Raw genomic sequence first — 17,682 nt, forward strand, 5'->3', positions numbered from 1 at the left:
CTGGCCTTCCTGGGTCGTGGGGGTGTCCGACGGCGGGTCAGACGGTGGCGGGGGCGGGGAGTTCGGTGGGGATGCCGGCCACCTTGCGGACCGGGGAGAGGGCGAGCAGCAGCGCGGCCAGTCCGATGCCGCCGGCGCAGACCACGATCGCCAGCTGGGTGCCCAGCCAGGAGCCGAGCGCGCCGCCGGCCATGGCGCCGAACGGGGTGCCGGCCATGACGACCATGCGGGTGGAGGCGTTCATCCGGCCCTGCATGTCGTCCGGGGTGATCGCGGACCGGTAGCTGCGGATGTTGACGGCGCTGGCGATCACCAGGACGGCGTAGGCGACCTGGACGAACATCAGCATCGCGAAGGCGACGCCCTTGGGCATCACCGTCGCGGCGGGGATGACGAGTTCGACGGCGGTCATCGCCACTGTGGTCCAGACCACCATCCGGCCGAAGGGCAGCGCCCGGCCCAGCCGGGCCGCGATCAGGGCGCCCATCAGCGAGCCGACGCCGGTACCGGCCAGCAGCGCGCCGACCAGGATGCCGGGCAGGTCCAGGGTGCGGGTGATGAAGACCAGGAACACCGGGTCGATCGCGATGGCGGAGAAGTTCACCAGGAAGGTGACCAGGACCAGGGTGCGCAGCGTCGGGTCGCCGAAGATGAAGCCCAGGCCCTCGCCGATCTCCTTCCACATCGAGGACGGGTCTCCGGTGGCGGGCTTCTCCGGCACCGGCTCGCGCTTGCGGATGCGCAGGGTGCAGGCGGCCGCCAGTCCGAAGGCGAAGACGTTGACCATGATGACGACGGGGCCGGTGAGCAGCTGCACCAGCAGGCCGCCGAAGGTCCGGCCGCCGATGTTGGAGACCGAACTGCTCATCTCCAGCTTGCTGTTGCCCTCGACGAGGTCGTCGCGCTCGACCAGGGCGGGCAGGATCGAGGCGTTGCCGATGTCGGAGACGGTGCTGCACGCGCCGGTGCCGAACACCACCGCGAGCAGGATGGGGACGTTCAGCAGGTGTGCCCAGGACAGCAGCGGCACGGAGAGCAGGATCAGCGAGCGCACGGCGTCCGCCGCCACGATGATCATCTTCTTCGGCCGCCGGTCCAGCCAGACCCCGACGAACAGGCTGATCAGGAGGTAGGGCAGGAACTCGGTGGCGAGCAGCAGGCCCATCTGGAACACGGAGGCGCCCAGGCTGACCGAGGCGATCAGCGGGACGGCCACCGCGACCATGTTGGTGCCCAGCATGGACAGGGTCTGGCCGGCCCAGAGTCTGCGGAAGTCCGCGTGGTCCCACAGTCCGGCGAGCTTCACGACGCCGCTCCTTCCCGGGTCATGGCGCGGCCCATCAGGTCGAGCAGCGGCTGCGGCGCGGCGAGGAAGGCGTGGTGGCCGCCGTCCAGCAGGTGCTCGTGGTGGCGGGCCGGCGGGACGTACCGCGTCCAGCCGCCCAACTGCTCGGGGCGGATCTCCACGTCGTCCCTCCAGCCGACCGCGTGCACGGCGCAGGCCAGCGGCTCGGGGGCATCGAGCCGGTAGCGGCGCTGGGCGGCGAGGTCCTCCTCCAGCACGTCCAGGGCGACGTCGAGGAAGTCCGGGTCCATCCGGGTTCCGGCCGCCTCGGCGAGGACGTTCAGCTCGACCGCGAGGTCGTCCCGCTCCAGCCACAGCCAGCGGCCGAACGGGTCCTCGTCGGGGGCGAGTTGGGAGGAGACGAAGAGCGCGGTCAGCTCCCTGCCGTGCACCCGCTCCAGTTCCAGCGCGGTGGCGAAGGCCGAGAGGGCGCCGCCGCAGTGCCCGAAGAACCCGGTCGGCCGGTCCACCAGCGGCGCCAGCGCCGCCGCGGCCGCCGTGGCCAGGTTCTGGTAGGTGACCGGGTGCGGCTCGCGCAGGCGGTTCTCCCGCGCGGGCAGCTGCACCAGGCACACCTCGACCTCACCGATCCGCTCGGGCCAGGCGCGGTACATCGACGCGCCCGTGCCCGAGTACGGGAAGAGGAAGATCCGGGCCGGGGCGTCCTCGGATGGTTGGCGGAACAGCCATTTGCCCGCGTCGGTCTGCATGGCGCCGTGAACTCCTTGTTCCCACCGTTGCGGTGTCGGGGTGGTCGGTGATGGGGGCGGTCGGGCGGCGGGGCCGTGGCGGCCGGTCAGCCGCCGAGCGCGGCGGCGCCGAGGACGCCGCCGACGGCCCGCACGTGCGGCTGCCGGACCAGGCCGTAGTGGTCGGTGTCGAAGCGGTGGACCGCGAAGTCGCCGGCCACCACCGCCCGCCAGGCCCCGGCGCTGCCCAGCTCCCGGCCGTCCCGGCTCTCCAGGTAGACCGCGTCGCCGGGGTGGCGGCGCGGCCGGTAGGCGTGGTGGGCGCGCAGGTGGGCGGCGAAGACGCGGTGGCGCGCGGCCCAGGCCTCGCTGCCGGCCTCGGCGGGCGGGGCGCCGGTCAGCGCCAGGGCGTCCCGCAGGAGCGCCTCGGTGGTGCGGGTGTCGTCCAGCCCGGCGAGCTGCCCGGGGTCGGGGAACGCGGCGTCGACCATGGCGAGGGTCACCTCCCGGCCGGCCGCCGTCAGCAGGCCCGCGGCCTCGAAGGCCAGCACCGCGCCGAAGGACCAGCCGGCCAGGTGGACCGGCCCGGCCGGATGGTCCCGCCCGATCCGGGCCACGGCGGCCGCGGCCATCTCCTCGACGGTGGAGCCGACCGGCTCGGCGCAGTCCAGCCCGTGGACGGCCAGCCGCGGGTCGAGGGCGGCCGTCAGGGCCAGGTAGCCCAGGGCACTGCCGCCGACCGGCGGGAAGAGCCACAGCGGCGCGGCGCCCGAGGGGCGCAGGGGCAGGACGTCCCAGCCGTTCGGCACCTCCGGCGAGGGCGCCTCCAGCAGGGCGGCGAGGCGCTCGACCGTGTCGTGGGCGAACAGCTCGGCGACGCTCAGCCGGCGCTCGAAGTCCCGGCGCAGCCGCCCGATCAGCCGGACGGCGGCCAGCGAGTGCCCGCCGACCCGGAAGAAGCCCTCGTCGAGGCCGAAGTCCGCGGTGCCCAGCACATCCGTCCAGGCGGCGGCGACCAGGCGCTCGGCCTCGGTCGGCGGCCGGGCGGGCGCGGTGGGGCACGCGGTGTCGGCGGGCGCCGGGAGCCGCTTGCGGTCCACCTTGCCGCTGCCGGTCAGCGGCAGCTCGGGCAGCGGCTGCCAGACGGCGGGCACCATGTGCCGGGGCAGCAGCGCCTCGGCGTGCCGGCGCAGCTCCTCGACCGGCAGCGAGCCGCCGGGCCGGACGGTGAAGTACCCGATCAGCCGTTCGCCGTCGAAGGTCACGGCGGCCGAACCGCAGTCCGGGTGCGCGGACAGGACGGCCTCGACCTCGCCCGGCTCGACCCGCATGCCGCGGATCTTCAGCTGGGCGTCGGTCCGGCCCAGGTACTCGATCGCGCCGTCCGGGCGGCGCCGGGCGAGGTCCCCGGTGCGGTAGAGGCGCTCGGTGCCGTCCGGGAGGGTGTGCTCGCGGAAGCGCTCGGCGGTCAGCTCGGGGCGGCCGTGGTAGCCGTCGGCCAGGCAGACGCCGCCGATGAACAGTTCGCCGGCGGTGCCGACCGGGACGGGCCGGCCGGACGGGTCCAGCAGGTGGATCCGGGTGTTGGCGATCGGACGGCCGATCGGCACGGTGTCGGCGCCCCGGGCACCCTCGGGGGTGCAGTGCCAGTACGTCACGTCCACGGCGGCCTCGGTGGGGCCGTACAGGTTGGCCAGCGCGGCCTCGGAGCGGTCCAGGAAGTCGCGCTGGAGGTCGGCCGGGAGCGCCTCGCCGCTGCACACCACCTGCCGCAGCGCGGTGGCGGCGGACACGTCGGCGGCGTCCAGGAAGGCCCGCAGCATCGAGGGGACGAAGTGCGCCACGGTGACGGACCGCTGCGCCAGCACCTGTTCCAGGTAGCCCGGGTCCCAGTGGCCGCCGGGCTCGGCTACGACCAGCCGGGCGCCCTCACGCAGCGGCCAGAAGAACTCCCACACCGAGACGTCGAAGGTGTACGGCGTCTTCTGCAGGACCCGGTCCTCGGCGGTCAGCCGGAACTCCTCCGTCATCCAGTCCAGCCGGTTGGCGATCGCCCGGTGGGACACCACCACCGCCTTCGGACGGCCGGTGGAGCCGGAGGTGTGGATGACGTACGCGGGGTCGCCCGGGCCGGTCCCGGCCTCGGGGCCCCGCTCGCTGCGTGCCGGACCGTCCGGCACGAACTCGACCGGCACGCCCGCCGGTCGGCAGTCCTCCGTACCGGCGGCGGTCAGCACCACCCGGCAGCCGGACTCGGCGAGCAGACCGGCCGTGCGCTCCGCCGGGTCCGCCGGATCCAGCGGGACGTACGCGCCGCCCGCCTTGAGCACGGCGAGCAGCGACACCACCAGCTCCGCCGAGCGGTGCTGGACGATCCCGACGTGGTCGCCGGGCCGCACGCCGAGCGCGACCAGCCGGTGCGCCAGGGCGTTGGCCCGGCCGTCCAGTTCGGCGTAGCTCAGGACGCGGTCGCGGAACAGCACGGCGGGCGCCTGCGGGGTGCGGGCGGCCTGCCGCTCGATCGCCCGGTGCAGCAGCCGCGGGCCGGGGTACTCCCGTTCCGTCCGGTTCCACTCCCGCAGCTCGGCCAGCTCCGCCCGGGACAGCAGCGGGACGGCGGTGGGCGCGGCCGCCGGATCGGCCAGTACGGCCCGGATCACGGCCACGTGGTAGCCGAAGTAGCGGTCGGCGTCGGCGGCGGTGATCCGGTCGGCGTCGTAGCGCAGTCCGAGCCCGATCAGGTCGGTCGCGGTGTCGCGGGAGAACTCCGAGCCCAGCAGGAAGTCGGTGGGGGTGTGGCTGCGCTCCTCCAGGACCTCCAGGTCACCGGTCGGGACGGCCGCCTCGTTGCGGAAGTGGGTGTAGTTGAAGAAGGTCTCGAAGGCGGCGGCACCGGCCACCCGGCCGCGCAGCTCGGCCATCGGGAAGCGCCGGTGCGCCTGGACGGCGAGGTCGGTCGCGGCGACCTGCCGGATCAGCTCGGACCAGCTGTCGACCGCCGTCCGGCAGCGCACCGGCAGGGTGTTCAGGAACAGGCCGACCACCCGGTCCCCGTCGGGCTCGGCGATCCGGCCGTTGTAGACCGCGCCCGAGACCACGTCCTCCGAACCGGTCAGCAGCGCGATCACCCGCAGGTGCACGGTGAGCAGCACGATCCGCACCGGGACCTGCAGCCGGGCCGCCAACGCGACCAGTCCGGCGGACAGTTCGGCCGGCAGCTCGTGCGGCACCACGGCCATGTCCGGTACCCCGGTGCCCGGGGCGGCCGGTACGGACCCGAGCGCGACCCCGTCGAGCTGCGCCTGCCAGAAGGCGAGCTGCTCCCGGTCCCGCACGGCGGCGCGCTCCAGGGCGACGAAGGAGCGGTAGTGGGCGCCGGGCGCGGGCGGCAGGGCGGGGGCGCCGCCCCCGAGGGCGGCGAGGTAGAGGGAGAGCAGCTCGCCGAACAGGATCCGCTCGCTCCAGCCGTCGATCACGGCGTGGTGGACCACCGTCCACAGCTGGACCTCGTCCTCGGCGAGCCGGGCGAGGTGGTAGCGGATCAGCGGCGGCCGCTCCCAGTCGAAGAGGTTGCGGCCCTCCCAGTCGGTGCGCTGGTCGATCAGTGCCCGCTGCTCCCGCTCCGGCAGGCCGCGCAGGTCCTCGAAGCTCACCGGCGCCTCGGCGACCCGCCGGTGGACGATCTGCAGCGGTTCGCGGTAGCCGCCCGGGGCGAAGGAGGTGCGCAGCAGCTCGTGGCGCTCCAGCAGCCGGGCCACGGCGGTACGCCAGGCCTCGGCCGAGAACCCGACCCGCAGCCGGGTCAGCAGCACGTCGTGGTACATCGCGGTGTGGGCCCGCTGGCCGCTGCGGTAGAGCATGCCGGACTGGAGGGCGGTCAGCGGGTAGGCGGCGACGGCGTCGGCGGGCAGCCGCGGCCGGTCCTCGGGGTGCACCAGCTCGAACGGCCCGGTGGGCGCGGGGCCGGCGGCGGGTTCGGCGGTGCGCACCCGCGGGGCGAGCTCGCGGACGGTCTGGTTGCGCAGCAGGTCGCGGACCCGGAAGGCGAGGCCGCGGGCGCCGGCCCGGGCGACGATCTGCACGCTGCTGATGGAGTCGCCGCCGAGCTCGAAGAAGTTGTCGTCGATGCCGACGGCCGGACGCCCCAGCACCTCGGCCCACACCTCGGTGAGCACCCGCTCCGTCGCGTCGCGTGGCGCGGAGTCCTCGGCGGGGGTGGGCGGTCGGGACCGCTCGGGTTCCGGGGCCACGGCCGTGGAGCCGGCGGGCCGTGGCGGCCGGTCGGAGCCGAGGAGGTCCGTCAGCGGCCGGTCCGGCTGTTCGGCGGCCAGTTCCAGCACCCGGGCGTAGCGCGCGGCGAAGTCGGCGACCCACGCGGGGGAGAACCGGTCGGCGCGGTACTCGAACTCGGCCACCGGCCCGTCCGCCGTCCGGTTGACCTGGAGGGACAGCTGGTACTTGGCGGTGACCGACGGGACCTCGACCGGGCTGAACTCCAACTCCCCGGCGCGCACGGGATGGAAGAAGTCCTCGCCGACGGTGAAGGCGACCTGGAACACCGGCGGGTGCCCCGGGTGCCGGGGCGGCCGGACCTCCTGCACCACCGTCTCGAACGGCACGGCCTGGAGGTCCTGGGCCCGCAGGACGGCGGTGCGCACCCGCTCGACCAGCTCCCGGAAGGTCCGCGGCCCGGTGAGGTCGGTGCGGACGGTGACCATGTTGACGAAGCAGCCGACCGTCGACTGGAACTCGGTCCGGCTGCGGTTGACCGCCGGGGTGCCCACCAGGATGTCCCGCAGCCCGGTGCGGTCGGCCAGCAGCAGGTCGTACGCCGCCAGCAGCACGGTGAACGGCGTGGTGTGCAACTCGGCCGCCAGTGCGTCGAGTTGCTCGACGGCCGCGGCGGGCAGCGGGACGTCGGCGGTGCCGCCGGGGGCGGCGGTGGAGTCCGGGGCGGGCGGTGGGAGGTCCCCGGGCAGCTCCAGTACGGGGAGGTCCCCGGCGAGCAGTTCGGCCCACTCGCGCCGCGCCCGTTCGCCGGCCGGGCCCGTCAGCCACTCCTCGTGCCAGAGCGAGTAGTCGCCGTACTGGTAGCCCACCTCGGGCAGACCGGGTTCCGTTCCGGTGGTGAACGCCCGGTAGTGGGCGGCGAGTTCGTCGAGCACCAGCTTCGCCGACCAGCCGTCGAAGACCGCGTGGTGGGCGCAGAACATGACCACGTGGCGGTCGTCGGCGCACTGCAGCAGCCCGGCCCGGACCAGTGGCCCGTGGTCGAGGTCGAAGGGGGCACGGGCGTGCTCCGCCATCCGCCGTTCGCGTTCCCCGTCGTCCCGGCAGGTGGCGAGACGCCATTCCCACCGCGGTTGCGGATGGACGACCTGGAGGAGTCCCTGTTCGTGAATGCGGAAAGTGGTGCGCAGCGCCTCGTGCCGGGAGAGCACGGCGTGGAACGCATTGCGCAGCGCCGGGATGTCGACCGTTCCCCGGACTTCCCAGAAGCACGGGATGTGAAAGGTCGGTGCGTCACCGACGGTCTGCTGCGCGAGGAAGAGTTGCTCCTGAACCTTCGACGCCGGGAACGGATCCTCGTCCGCGGCGTCCGATCGGGCGGGGAACTCGCTGTCCACGGCTCGTAGACGCCCTTTCCTCCTGGGTGTGGAGACACGGATCGGCGTCCCCCAGGAACGTCAGCATACAGGCGGGAATTGGCTCGGCAAGGGGTGAGATCTTGCCTTGCCCACAAGGGATTTGACCTCTGTCATGATCGCATCGAGTAGGGTAGTCTCGCCGCGTCTTGCAGTGATGAGAGCGGGGGACCAACCCATGCCCGACCGTGTCGTTCCCATCTCGCCGCAGCAGCGCAGGCTGTGGCTCCTGCACAGCCTGCATCCGCGACTCCCGCTCTACAACGGGCCCGTCGCGCACGAGATCCGGGGCGAACTCGATGTCCCGGCACTGGAACAGTCAATCCGTGCACTGATATCCCGTCATGCCGCACTGCGCACCGGCTTTTCCGTGGTGGACGACCAACCCGTACAAGTGGTGGTCGACCGCCTGGAGTTCAGCCTTCCCGTGCACGACCTGAGGGGGGATCCGGATTCCCTCCGGGCCCGGGTGTGCGAGGCCGCCGCCGAGCCGTTCGACCTGGAACGCCCCGGAGTGTTCGACTTCCGGCTCTTCCGTTCGGCGGACGAGGAGTGGACGCTGCTGCTGAACCTGCACCACATCGTCACCGACGGCTGGTCCAACGCGGTGATCGCCGAGGAGATCGGCCGGGGCTACGCGGACGCGCTGGCCGGGCGCCCGACCGCCGCCGAGGAGGCCGGTCACGGGTACGCCGAGTACGGCGTCGCGCTGGCCGAGCGGCTGGCCGGCGGCCTGGCGGAACGTCAACTCGCCTACTGGTCCGAACACCTCTCCGGCGCCCCCGACCTGCTGCGACTCCCGTTGGACCGGCCCCGGCCGGCCCGGCAGCGGTTCCGCGGCGAACTGCTGGACTTCGCGCTGGACGCCGGACTGGCCGAGCGGGTGCGGCGGACCGCGGCCCGCCACCGGACCACGGACTACGTGGTGCTGCTGGCCGCCTTCACCCTGCTGATGCACACCTGCACCGGCGAGCAGGACGTGGTGGTGGGCGCACCGGTGTCCACCCGGGACGACGAGGCCCTGGACCGCACCGTCGGCTTCTTCGTCAACATCCTTCCGCTGCGCAGCCGGAGCCGGCGCGGTGAGAGCTTCTCGGACCATCTCCAGCGCTGCCGCGCGGCGTTCATCGGCGGATTCCGCAACCAGGCGGTGCCTTTCGACGAAATCGTCAAGGTGACGGACAGTCAGGGCTCGCTCGGCCACTCGCCGCTGGTTCAGGCGGTATTCGGATACCACCAGGAGAGCGCTCCGACGCTTCCGCTGGACGGCCTGCGGACGAGCCGCTGGAACGTGCCGACCGGATTCGTCCAGACGGACCTGGAGTTCGACCTCGCACGAGCCGCGGACGGTTCCGTGGCCGGAATCATCGCCTATGACAGCGACCTGTTCGACGAGGCGACGATCGCCCGGCTCGGCGAGAATTACCGCGCCCTGCTGGAGGGGGCGTTGGCCGATCCGCAGGCCCCGCTGGCCCGGCTCGAACTGCGTTCCGCCGCGGAAATTCGCCTGGACCGCGAGGTGAACGGAACCGCGGCCGACTTTCCGGCGGACGCCTGTCTGCACGAGCTGTTCGAGGCGCAGGTCGGGCGCACCCCGGACGACGTCGCCGTGGTCTCGGAATCCGCCCGGCTCAGTTACCGCGAACTCGACGACCGGGCCGAGGCGTTGGCGCGACAGCTGCGGGCGCGGGGGGTCGGCCCCGAGCGGGCGGTGGGCATCTGTCTGGAGCGCTCGGCGGAGATGGTGGTGGGGCTGCTCGGCATCCTCAAGGCCGGTGGCGCCTACCTGCCGCTGGATCCGGCCAGCCCGCCGGCCCGGATCCGGCAGATCCTGGCCGACGCGGCCGCGCCGGTGCTGCTGGTGGACCGGGCGCTGGGGGAGGAGATCGACCCGGCCTCGGTCGGTGCCCAGGCCCTGGACCCGGCGGTCCTGGACCTGACGGCCCTGGATCCGGCGGCCCCGTCCGAGGACGCCGTGAACCGCCCCCATCCCGAGAACCTGGTCTCCGTCTACTACACCTCCGGCTCCACCGGCATGCCCAAGGGCGTGGCCAGCCGCCACCGCGGCTGGGTGAACCGGATGGTCTGGATGCAGCGCCGGCACCGACTGGCCCGCGGCGAGACCGTCCTGCACAAGACCACCCTGACCTTCGACGACTCCGCCCTGGAGATCTTCTGGCCGCTGTCGGTCGGCGGCCGGGTGGCCGTGCTCGAACCCGGCCGCCACCGGGACCCGGTGGCGGTGCTGGAGGCCGCCACCCGCTACGAGTCGGTCTACCTCCAGGTCGTCCCGAGCATGCTGGGCGCGGTGCTCGACCTGGTGGAGCAGGCGCCCGACCGGGTGCCGCCCCGGCTGCGCAACACCACCTCCAGCGGCGAGGCGCTCACCGCGGCGACGGTCGAGCGCTTCCACCGGCTGATGCCGGGCGCGCTGCACAACACCTGGGGCGCCACCGAGGTGTCGATCGACTCGACCTGCCACACCTGCGGCCCGGCCGACGAGACCGCCGCCGGACCGGTGAGCCTGGGCCGGCCGTTCGACAACAACACCGTGCACGTGCTGGACCGCGAGCTTCGGCCGGTGCCGGTCGGCGTGGTCGGCGACCTGTACATCGGCGGCCTCGGGCTGGCCCGCGGCTACCTCAACGACCCGGCCCGTACGGCGGGTGCGTTCCTGCCTGACCCGTTCCGCCCCGGAGAGCGCCTCTACCGCACCGGCGACCAGGGCTTCCTGCACCCCGACGGCGGCTTCCGCTTCGGCGGGCGCAGCGACCACCAGGTGAAGATCCGCGGCATGCGGGTCGAACTCGGTGAGATCGAGACGGTGCTGCTGCGCCACCCGCAGGTGCGGGACGCCGTGGTGGTGGTCGCCGCGGAGGGTCCGGTGCAGCGGCTGGTGGCCTTCGTCACCGCCGTCGACCCGGCCGACCCGCCGGGCTTCGACGCCGTGCGGGAGCACGCCAAGGAGTGGCTGCCGCACTACATGATCCCGGCCCAGCTGGTGGTCGAGGACTCCTTCCCGCTCAACGCCAACGGCAAGGTCGACCGGCGGGCGCTGAAGGTGCCCGAGCCGCCGGCCGGCTCGCAGGCCTCCGGGGGCGAGGCGCCGCGGACGCCGTCCGAGCAGTTCGTCGCCGGGGTGTGGCGGGAACTGCTCGGGGTCGAGCGGATCGGCGCCGAGGACGGCTTCTTCATGCTGGGCGGCCACTCGCTGGTCGCCACCCGGTTCACCGCGCGGGTGCGCCAGCGACTCGGCGTCGAGTTCCCGCTGGTCACGCTGTACTCGGAGCCGACCGTACGGGCGACGGCGAGGACGCTGGAGGAGCTCGTCGCGCGGAAGCTCGCCGAGGCCGAGGCCGAGCGGTGAGCGGCGGCTGGGACGCCGTGGTGGTGGGCGCCCGGGTCGCGGGCGCCGCCACCGCGCTGCTGCTCGCCCGGCGCGGTCACCGGGTGCTGCTGATCGACCGGGCCGCGTTCCCCTCGGACACCATGTCCACCCTCTACATCCACCAGCCCGGCGTGGCCAAGCTCTCGGAGTGGGGCCTGCTCCCGGCGCTGCTGGAGTCCGGCTGCCCGGTGCTGGACACCATCAGCCACGACGTCGGCGGGGTCCGGCTGGCCGGCCCGGCCCCGGCGATGCCGGGCGCCCCGGCCGCCTTCGCGCCGCGCCGCCTGGTGCTGGACCAGCTGCTGGTGGAGGCCGCCGTCAAGGCGGGCGTCGAGTTCGTGGACCGGGCCAACCTCCAGGAGCTGGTCCACTCCGAGGGCCGGGTCACCGGCGTGCGCTTCCGCACCGCGAGCGGCGTGCGCACCGAGCACGCCCGGCTGGTGGTCGGGGCCGACGGGATGCGCTCCCGGGTGGCCCAACTGGTCGACGCACCGACGGAATTGAGCGACCCGCGGGCCAGCTGCGTGTACTACACCGGCTGGGCCGGGCTCAGCACCGGCTTCGGCTTCCACGAGAGCCCCGGCCACTGGATCGTCCGGATCCCCACCCACGACGACGTGACCCTGATCTCCACCTACTTCCCGCAGGACCGGTTCGCCGAGATCAAGCAGGACCCGTTCCGCCACCACCTGGCGGCGGTGCGCACCACCGCGCCCGAGCTGTACGAGCAGCTCGCGGAGGCCGAGCAGGTCGAGCAGATCATCGGCACCGGCGACCAGCAGAACTACTTCCGCCGCGGGCACGGCCCCGGCTGGGTGCTGGTCGGGGACGCCGGCCACCACCTGGACACCATCAGCGCCCGCGGCATCACCAACGCGCTGCTCCAGGCCTCCTTCCTGGCCGAGGAGTTGACGGGCGGGCCGGACGACCCGGCCGCCCTGGCCCGGTTCACCCGGCGCCGCGACGAGGAGCTGACCGAGCCGTACCAGAGCACGCTGGAGCTCGCCAGGCTGACCGTCACGCCGTCGCGGCTGGAGCTGCTGCGCGGCATCGCCGGGTCGCCCGAGCTGACCGGCCGCTACTTCGCGGTCGTCGCCGGGATGCTCGGCATCGACGAGCTCTTCGACGGCTTCGACGACGGCTTCGATGACGCCTTCGACGACGCCTTCGATGACGACGACCAGTTCTGATCCACCCCTGGAGGAACCGCCATGAGTCCCGCTCCACTCTCGCTCTGGGGCGGCGAGTCCCGACCGCCGTGCCTGCTGGCCGCGTTCCGCGACCAGGCCGTCGCGCGGGGGCCGCAGACCGCCGTCGTCGACGGCGGCCGCGGCGTCACCTACCGCGAGCTGCTGTCGTGGGTCCAGGGCATCGCCGAGGGCCTGGCCGCGGCCGGGATCGGCCCGGGCGACCGGGTCGCGGTCACCGGGCGGCGCAGCGCCCCGGTGGTGGCGGCGATGCTCGGCACCCTGTGGGCGGGCGCCACCTACCTCCCGCTGGACAGCGAGTACCCGGCGGCCCGGCTGGCCCACATGCTCAAGGACAGCGGGGCCGGCCTCCTGCTGTACGCCGACGAGGAGCCGGAGTTCGAGGTGCCGGTGCCCGCTCTGCCGATCTCCGGCCTGCCGACGGAGGGCGCGGCCGATCCGGTGGCCTGCCGGCCCGAGCTGTGGACGTACATCATCTACACCTCGGGCTCCACCGGCCTGCCCAAGGGCGTGGCCGTCCCGCACAGCTGCCTGGACACCATGGTCGACTGGCAGCGCAACCACTCCGTCCGGCCGCACCTGCGCACCGCCCAGTTCGCCCCGCTCAACTTCGACGTCTCCTTCCAGGAGGTGCTGGGCACCCTGTGCGGCGGCGGCACGCTCGTCGTGGTGCCGGAGGAGCTGCGCCAGGACCCGTTCGAGCTGCTGGAGTGGCTGGGCGAGAACCGGATCGAGCGGCTCTTCCTCCCGTACGTGGCGCTGCAGATGCTCGCGGTGGCGGCCGCCGAGGAGGACTCGCTGGACCACCTGGCGCTGGCCGAGGTCAACGCGGCCGGGGAGCAGCTGGTCTGCACGCCGGACATCCGCGAGCTGTTCGCCCGGCTGCCGCGGTGCCGGCTGAACAACCACTACGGGCAGAGCGAGTCCGCGATGGTCACGGCGCACACCCTGACCGGCCCCAGCGGCTCCTGGCCGGCGCTGCCGCCGATCGGCGCGCCGCTGCCGGGCTGCGAGCTGCTGATCGACCCGCTGGACGCGGCCGAGCCGACCGTCGGCGAACTGCTGGTGGCCGGTGCGCCGTTGTCGCCCGGCTACCTCAACCAGCCGGAGCTGAACGCCAAGCGCTTCGTCACCGTCGACCCGACCCCGCAGGGCCACACCGCCGCCTTCCGCACCGGCGACCTGGTGCGGCTGGAGGACGGCGTGGTGACCTTCCTGGCCCGCCGGGACAAGGACGTGAAGATCCGGGGCTACCGGGTCAACCTGCTGGAGGTCGAGGTGCGGCTGCTGGAGCTGCCGACCGTCTCCGCCGCGGTCTGCGTGGCCCTGGACGACGGGCAGGGCTCGCGCTCGCTGCACTGCGCGGTGACGGTCGACGCCGGAGCCGAGCCGCTGGACGGCGCCCGGGCGGCGGCCGAGCTGCGCCGCACCCTGCCGGACCCGTACATCCCGCGCACCTTCACCACGGTGGCCGCGCTGCCGCGCACCCACAGCGGCAAGGTGGACCGGGACGCGGTGGCCCGTACGCTCGCCGAGCGCTGACCCCGCCCGCCCACACGCCGAAGGGCCGGTCTCCCGTGCGGAGGCCGGCCCTTTCGCGCGTCGTACCGGCGGTCAGCGCAGCGACGGCCGGGTGCTGGTGCCGCGCCGCTCGGTGACGACGGCGGCGACCTTGGCGACGGTGTCGGCGGCGATCAGGTCGGCCACCTTCAGCGCGGTGCCGAAGCGCCGGTTCAGCCGGCCGACGACCTGGATCGCGGCCAGCGAGTTGCCGCCGAGGTCGATGAAGGAGGCCGTGGCGCCCGGGACTTCGGCCAGGCCCAGCACCTCGTGCCAGGTCTCGCCCACGGCGGTGCGGACGGCCGGGTCGGAGGCGTCCTCCGTCGTGGCGGCGGGGGCGGCGGCGGGGACGGCGGCGGCCTCGGCGGCGAGGCGTTCGAGTTCCGGCCGGGCGATCTTGCCGTTCTGGTTGACCGGAAGCTCGGCGAGCACGAAGACCCGGGCCGGGACCATGCTCTCCGGCAGCCGCTCGCGCAGGTGCGCCCGGAGGACGTCCGCCGAGGCCCCGGCCGCCCCGGCCGGTGACACGTAGGCGGCCAGCGACTGGGCGATGCCGGCCGGGTCGCGCACCGGCACCACGACGGCGTCCGCCACCGCCGGGTGCTCGCGCAGGCAGGACTGGATCTCGCCGAGCTCGATCCGCACGCCGCCGATCTTCACCTGGTGGTCGACCCGGCCGATCAGCTCCAGCTCGCCGTCCGCCCGCAGCCGGGCCAGGTCGCCGGTGCGGTACAGCCGGGCGCCGGGGACGGCCGAGAACGGGTCGGGCAGGAAGCGCTCGGCGGTGAAGGCCGGGCGGTCCTGGTAGCCCCAGCCGACGCCCAGGCCGCCGAGGAACAGCTCGCCGAGCTGGTCCACCCCGGCCGGCGTGCCGAAGGGGTCCAGCACGTAGGCGCTCTGGTTGGTCATCGGCTTCCCGTACGGGATCGAGCGCCAGCGCGGGTCGACGGCGGCCACGTCGTAGTAGGTGCTGTCCACCGAGACCTCGGTGGCGCCGCCGAGGCTGATGAAGCGGGCCTGCGGGAACGCCCTGCGGGTCGCCTCCGGCTGGGCCAGCGGGATCCAGTCCCCGCCCAGCAGGAAGGCCCGCAGCGCGCCGGTGCGGCCGGTGCCCCAGGTACGCAGGAACTGCGCCAGCGAGGACGGGACGGAGTGCCAGACGGTGATCCCGGCCCGCTCGACCAGCTCCACCCAGTGCTCGACGTCGTTCTCCCGCCCGCGCTCCGGCAGCACCAGGGTGGCGCCGGTCATCAGCGCGGCGAACACGTCGTAGACCGTCATGTCGAAGCTCGGTGAGGAGACGCCGAGGATCCGGTCGCCCGGGCCGAGGCCGTAGCGGGAGCTGAGGTCGAGGATCATGCTGGTCCGGCCGACGTGGTCGAGCAGCGCGCCCTTCGGCTCGCCGGAGGAGCCGGAGGTGAAGATCACGTAGGCGAGGTCCCGGCCGGTCACGTCGACCTCGGGCAGGGCCGCCCGGTCGGCGGTCGGCAGCTCCGCGACCGGGCCGAGTGGGATCACCGGCACCCCGGTCGTCGAGTCCGCGCCGTCGGCGGCGCCCAGGGCGTCGGCGACCACCACGTCCACCCGGCCCAGCCGGTGCAGCACCTCGCGGCGGTGGGCGGGCAGCATCGGGTCGAGCGGGACGAAGGCCGCACCGGTCTTCAGCGCCGCGTACGCCGCCACCACCAGCTCGGCGCTGCGGGTCGCCGCCACGCCGACCCGCCCGCCGGGCCCCACCCCGTGCCCGGCGATCCGGACGGCCAGCGCGTTGGCCCGGGCGTCGAGTTCCCCGTAGGTGAGGCTCAGCGGGCCCTGGACCACGGCGATCCGCTCCGGGGCCGCGGCCACCTGCCGCTCCACCCGGTGGTGCAGGCAGACCGGCTCGGCCAGCGGCGGCCGCGGGCGGTTCACCTCCGCGACCAGCTCGCGCTCGGCGGCGGTGAGGTGCTCGACCTGGTCGATCCGCAGCTCGTCGGGAGCGGCGAGGTAGGCGGCGAGGTGCGCGGTGATCCGGGCGGGCGCGTGCTCGTCGTCGGGGCGGGCGGCGGCCCGCAGCCGCAGCGTCCAGGTGCCGTCGTCGGCGGGGGAGAGGGCGAACACGGCCGGCGAGGACTGCGGGTCCACCGACAGCTCCAGCCCCTTCGCGAAGGCCGCCCCGCGCCGGGCGAGGGCGGCCCGGCAGGCCCCCAGGGTGGGTGTGGAGGATCCGGTTCCGGCCAGTTCGGCGGGCTCGATCCGCCACTCGGTCCAGGCCGCACGCTCGTCGGCGCGGCCCCACAGGGTGACCGGCCGCACGCCGCCGTAGCGCAGCACCAGCGCGCACAGCCCGGCGGCGAGGTCCGAGGGCGCTCCGGCCCGCAGGCCGCCGAGCGGCTCTGACTCGACGGTCCCGGTGCGGTCGCTCCACAGCACCGGGAGGACGGGATCGGCGTGCTCGGTCATGACGTGGCTCCCTGGTGGGGTTCGTGAGGGGTGGGCGGGACCGACGCCAGCAGCCGGGAGACCCGGGAGCCGGGGCGGTCCACGGCCGTCTGGAGGAGCTCCCGCAACTGGTCGGCCAGGCCGGCGGCCCACGGCGCGTCGAACGCCTCGGTCGAGTACTCGATGCTGAGCAGGAAGTCCGGGCCGTCCTCGATGAAGGTCACCGTGGCGTCGAAGGCGTGTTGCCCGGGGTAGAGGTCGACGTCCTCGCAGCGCACTCCCGGCAGCTCCGGGCGGCCCGGGGCGCTGCCGCCGGTGCGCAGCTGGAGGGTGATCTGGGCCAGGGGGTTGCGCCCGGGCCGGCGGGCGGGGGCGAGGTGGCGCACCACGCTGCCGAACGGCACCTCGTGGTCGATGGCCCGTACGGTGGCGGCGTTCAGCCGGGCGGCCAGCTCGCAGAAGGCCGGGTCGTCCGAGAGGTCGGCGCGCAGCACCACCATGTTGACGAAGTAGCCGATCAGCGGTTCGAGTTCCGGCTCGCCGCGGCCCGCGAACAGGGTGGCGAAGGCGGTGTCGGGGCGGCCGGTGCGTTCGGTCAGGGCGAGCGAGAAGGCCGCGCCGAGCCACGAGAACAGCGACCCCCGGGCGGCCCGGGCCAGCTCGGTGAGCCCGCGGTGCAGTGCCGGGTCGAGCCGTACGACGAGGCGGTCGGCGGCGAACGACGGCCGCCGGGGACGCGGCCGCCCGGCGGCCAGGTCGACGGCCGGGACACCGCGCAGCTCCTCCTCCCAGTGGGCGAGCAGCGCCTCCAGCTCCGGGCCCCGGAAGCACTCCCGCTGCCACCGGGCGTAGCGCCGGTACGGCACCGGCAGCGGCGGCAGCACCGCTTCGGCGTCCTGGCCGGCCAGCAGCGCGGCGTAGCCGGCGGACAGTTCGTCGGTGAGCAGGCGCAACGACCAGCCGTCCGTGGCGATGTGATGCATCACCAGGCTGAGCACGTGCTCCTGCGGTCCGAGCCGGAACAGCCGCAGCCGGAACGGCCGGCCGGCGGCCAGGTCGAAGGGCTCGCGGGCCTCCCGGTGCAGTGCGTCGGCGAGTTCGGGCCCGTCGGCGACCTCGCACAGCGGCAACTCGGCCCCGGTGGGCGGGAGCACCAGTTGGTACGGCTCGCCGTCCTCCTCGCGGAACGCGGTGCGCAGCACCTCCTGGCGGCGCACCACCAGGGTCAGCGCGGCCTCCAGCAGGTCCGTCCGCAGTGGGCCGCGCAGCCGGAAGGCGAGCGGGACGTGGTAGGCCGCGGTGCCGGGCACCAGCTGCTCGAACATCCACAAGGCCTCCTGGCCGGAGGACAGTTCGTACCGCTCGGCCGGGTCGATCCCGTCGACGGAACCGGGCATCGTGCTCCCATCGGTGAAGAGTGCGGAGG

At 74.2% G+C, this 17,682-nt stretch carries 8 protein-coding genes; 3 read left to right on the forward strand and 5 right to left on the reverse strand.

Features of this window, described 5'->3' with window-relative positions; translation table 11 throughout:
- Window positions 1–37 precede the first annotated feature (37 nt).
- The 3 genes from ACZ6Z8_RS13985 to ACZ6Z8_RS13995 form a co-directional block, all read right to left on the reverse strand.
- Window positions 38–1,306 (reverse strand): MFS transporter, encoded by a 1,269-nt coding sequence (locus ACZ6Z8_RS13985; protein ID WP_465609384.1) that lies wholly within the window; start codon window positions 1,304–1,306, stop codon window positions 38–40.
- On the reverse strand, window positions 1,303–2,055 hold the full coding sequence (locus ACZ6Z8_RS13990; RefSeq protein WP_465609386.1) for a thioesterase II family protein: 753 nt from the start codon (window positions 2,053–2,055) through the stop codon (window positions 1,303–1,305). The genes ACZ6Z8_RS13985 and ACZ6Z8_RS13990 overlap by 4 nt, the downstream gene beginning before the upstream one ends.
- Window positions 2,056–2,141: 86 nt before the next feature.
- Complete coding sequence (locus tag ACZ6Z8_RS13995) at window positions 2,142–7,661, reverse strand: amino acid adenylation domain-containing protein (RefSeq protein WP_465609388.1); 5,520 nt, start codon at window positions 7,659–7,661, stop codon at window positions 2,142–2,144.
- A gap of 196 nt (window positions 7,662–7,857) precedes the next feature.
- On the opposite strand from ACZ6Z8_RS13995, the gene ACZ6Z8_RS14000 reads away from it, so the two are divergent.
- Genes ACZ6Z8_RS14000 through ACZ6Z8_RS14010 form a run of 3 tightly spaced genes read left to right on the forward strand, consistent with a single transcriptional unit; the run spans window position 7,858 to window position 13,817 of the window.
- Complete coding sequence (locus ACZ6Z8_RS14000; protein WP_465609391.1) at window positions 7,858–11,046, forward strand: non-ribosomal peptide synthetase; 3,189 nt, start codon at window positions 7,858–7,860, stop codon at window positions 11,044–11,046.
- Window positions 11,043–12,257, forward strand: coding sequence for an NAD(P)/FAD-dependent oxidoreductase (locus tag ACZ6Z8_RS14005; RefSeq protein ID WP_465609393.1), 1,215 nt, complete (start codon window positions 11,043–11,045; stop codon window positions 12,255–12,257). The genes ACZ6Z8_RS14000 and ACZ6Z8_RS14005 overlap by 4 nt, the downstream gene beginning before the upstream one ends.
- Window positions 12,258–12,278: 21 nt before the next feature.
- Window positions 12,279–13,817: an AMP-binding protein gene (locus tag ACZ6Z8_RS14010; protein ID WP_465609395.1), complete on the forward strand. Its 1,539-nt coding sequence runs from the start codon at window positions 12,279–12,281 to the stop codon at window positions 13,815–13,817.
- Window positions 13,818–13,889: 72 nt separating this feature from the next.
- Here ACZ6Z8_RS14010 and ACZ6Z8_RS14015 read toward each other — a convergent pair whose 3' ends face one another.
- A complete protein-coding gene (locus ACZ6Z8_RS14015) occupies window positions 13,890–16,277 on the reverse strand; it encodes an amino acid adenylation domain-containing protein (RefSeq protein WP_465609397.1) in 2,388 nt (795 codons plus the stop codon).
- Window positions 16,274–17,653, reverse strand: coding sequence for a condensation domain-containing protein (locus tag ACZ6Z8_RS14020; protein WP_465609399.1), 1,380 nt, complete (start codon window positions 17,651–17,653; stop codon window positions 16,274–16,276). Before ACZ6Z8_RS14020 ends, ACZ6Z8_RS14015 begins: the two co-directional genes overlap by 4 nt.
- Window positions 17,654–17,682 lie beyond the last annotated feature (29 nt).

It is taken from the genome of Kitasatospora sp. NPDC101108 (assembly GCF_055584725.1).

What these genes read in the sequence shown, in the direction of transcription:
- ACZ6Z8_RS13990 (WP_465609386.1), bottom strand. Translation starts at nt 2,055, where the DNA reads ATGCAGACCGACGCGGGCAAATGGCTGTTCCGCCAACCATCCGAGGAC.
- ACZ6Z8_RS14000 (WP_465609391.1), top strand. Translation starts at nt 7,858, where the DNA reads ATGCCCGACCGTGTCGTTCCCATCTCGCCGCAGCAGCGCAGGCTGTGG.
- ACZ6Z8_RS14010 (WP_465609395.1), top strand. Translation starts at nt 12,279, where the DNA reads ATGAGTCCCGCTCCACTCTCGCTCTGGGGCGGCGAGTCCCGACCGCCG.
- ACZ6Z8_RS14015 (WP_465609397.1), bottom strand. Translation starts at nt 16,277, where the DNA reads ATGACCGAGCACGCCGATCCCGTCCTCCCGGTGCTGTGGAGCGACCGC.
- ACZ6Z8_RS14020 (WP_465609399.1), bottom strand. Translation starts at nt 17,653, where the DNA reads ATGCCCGGTTCCGTCGACGGGATCGACCCGGCCGAGCGGTACGAACTG.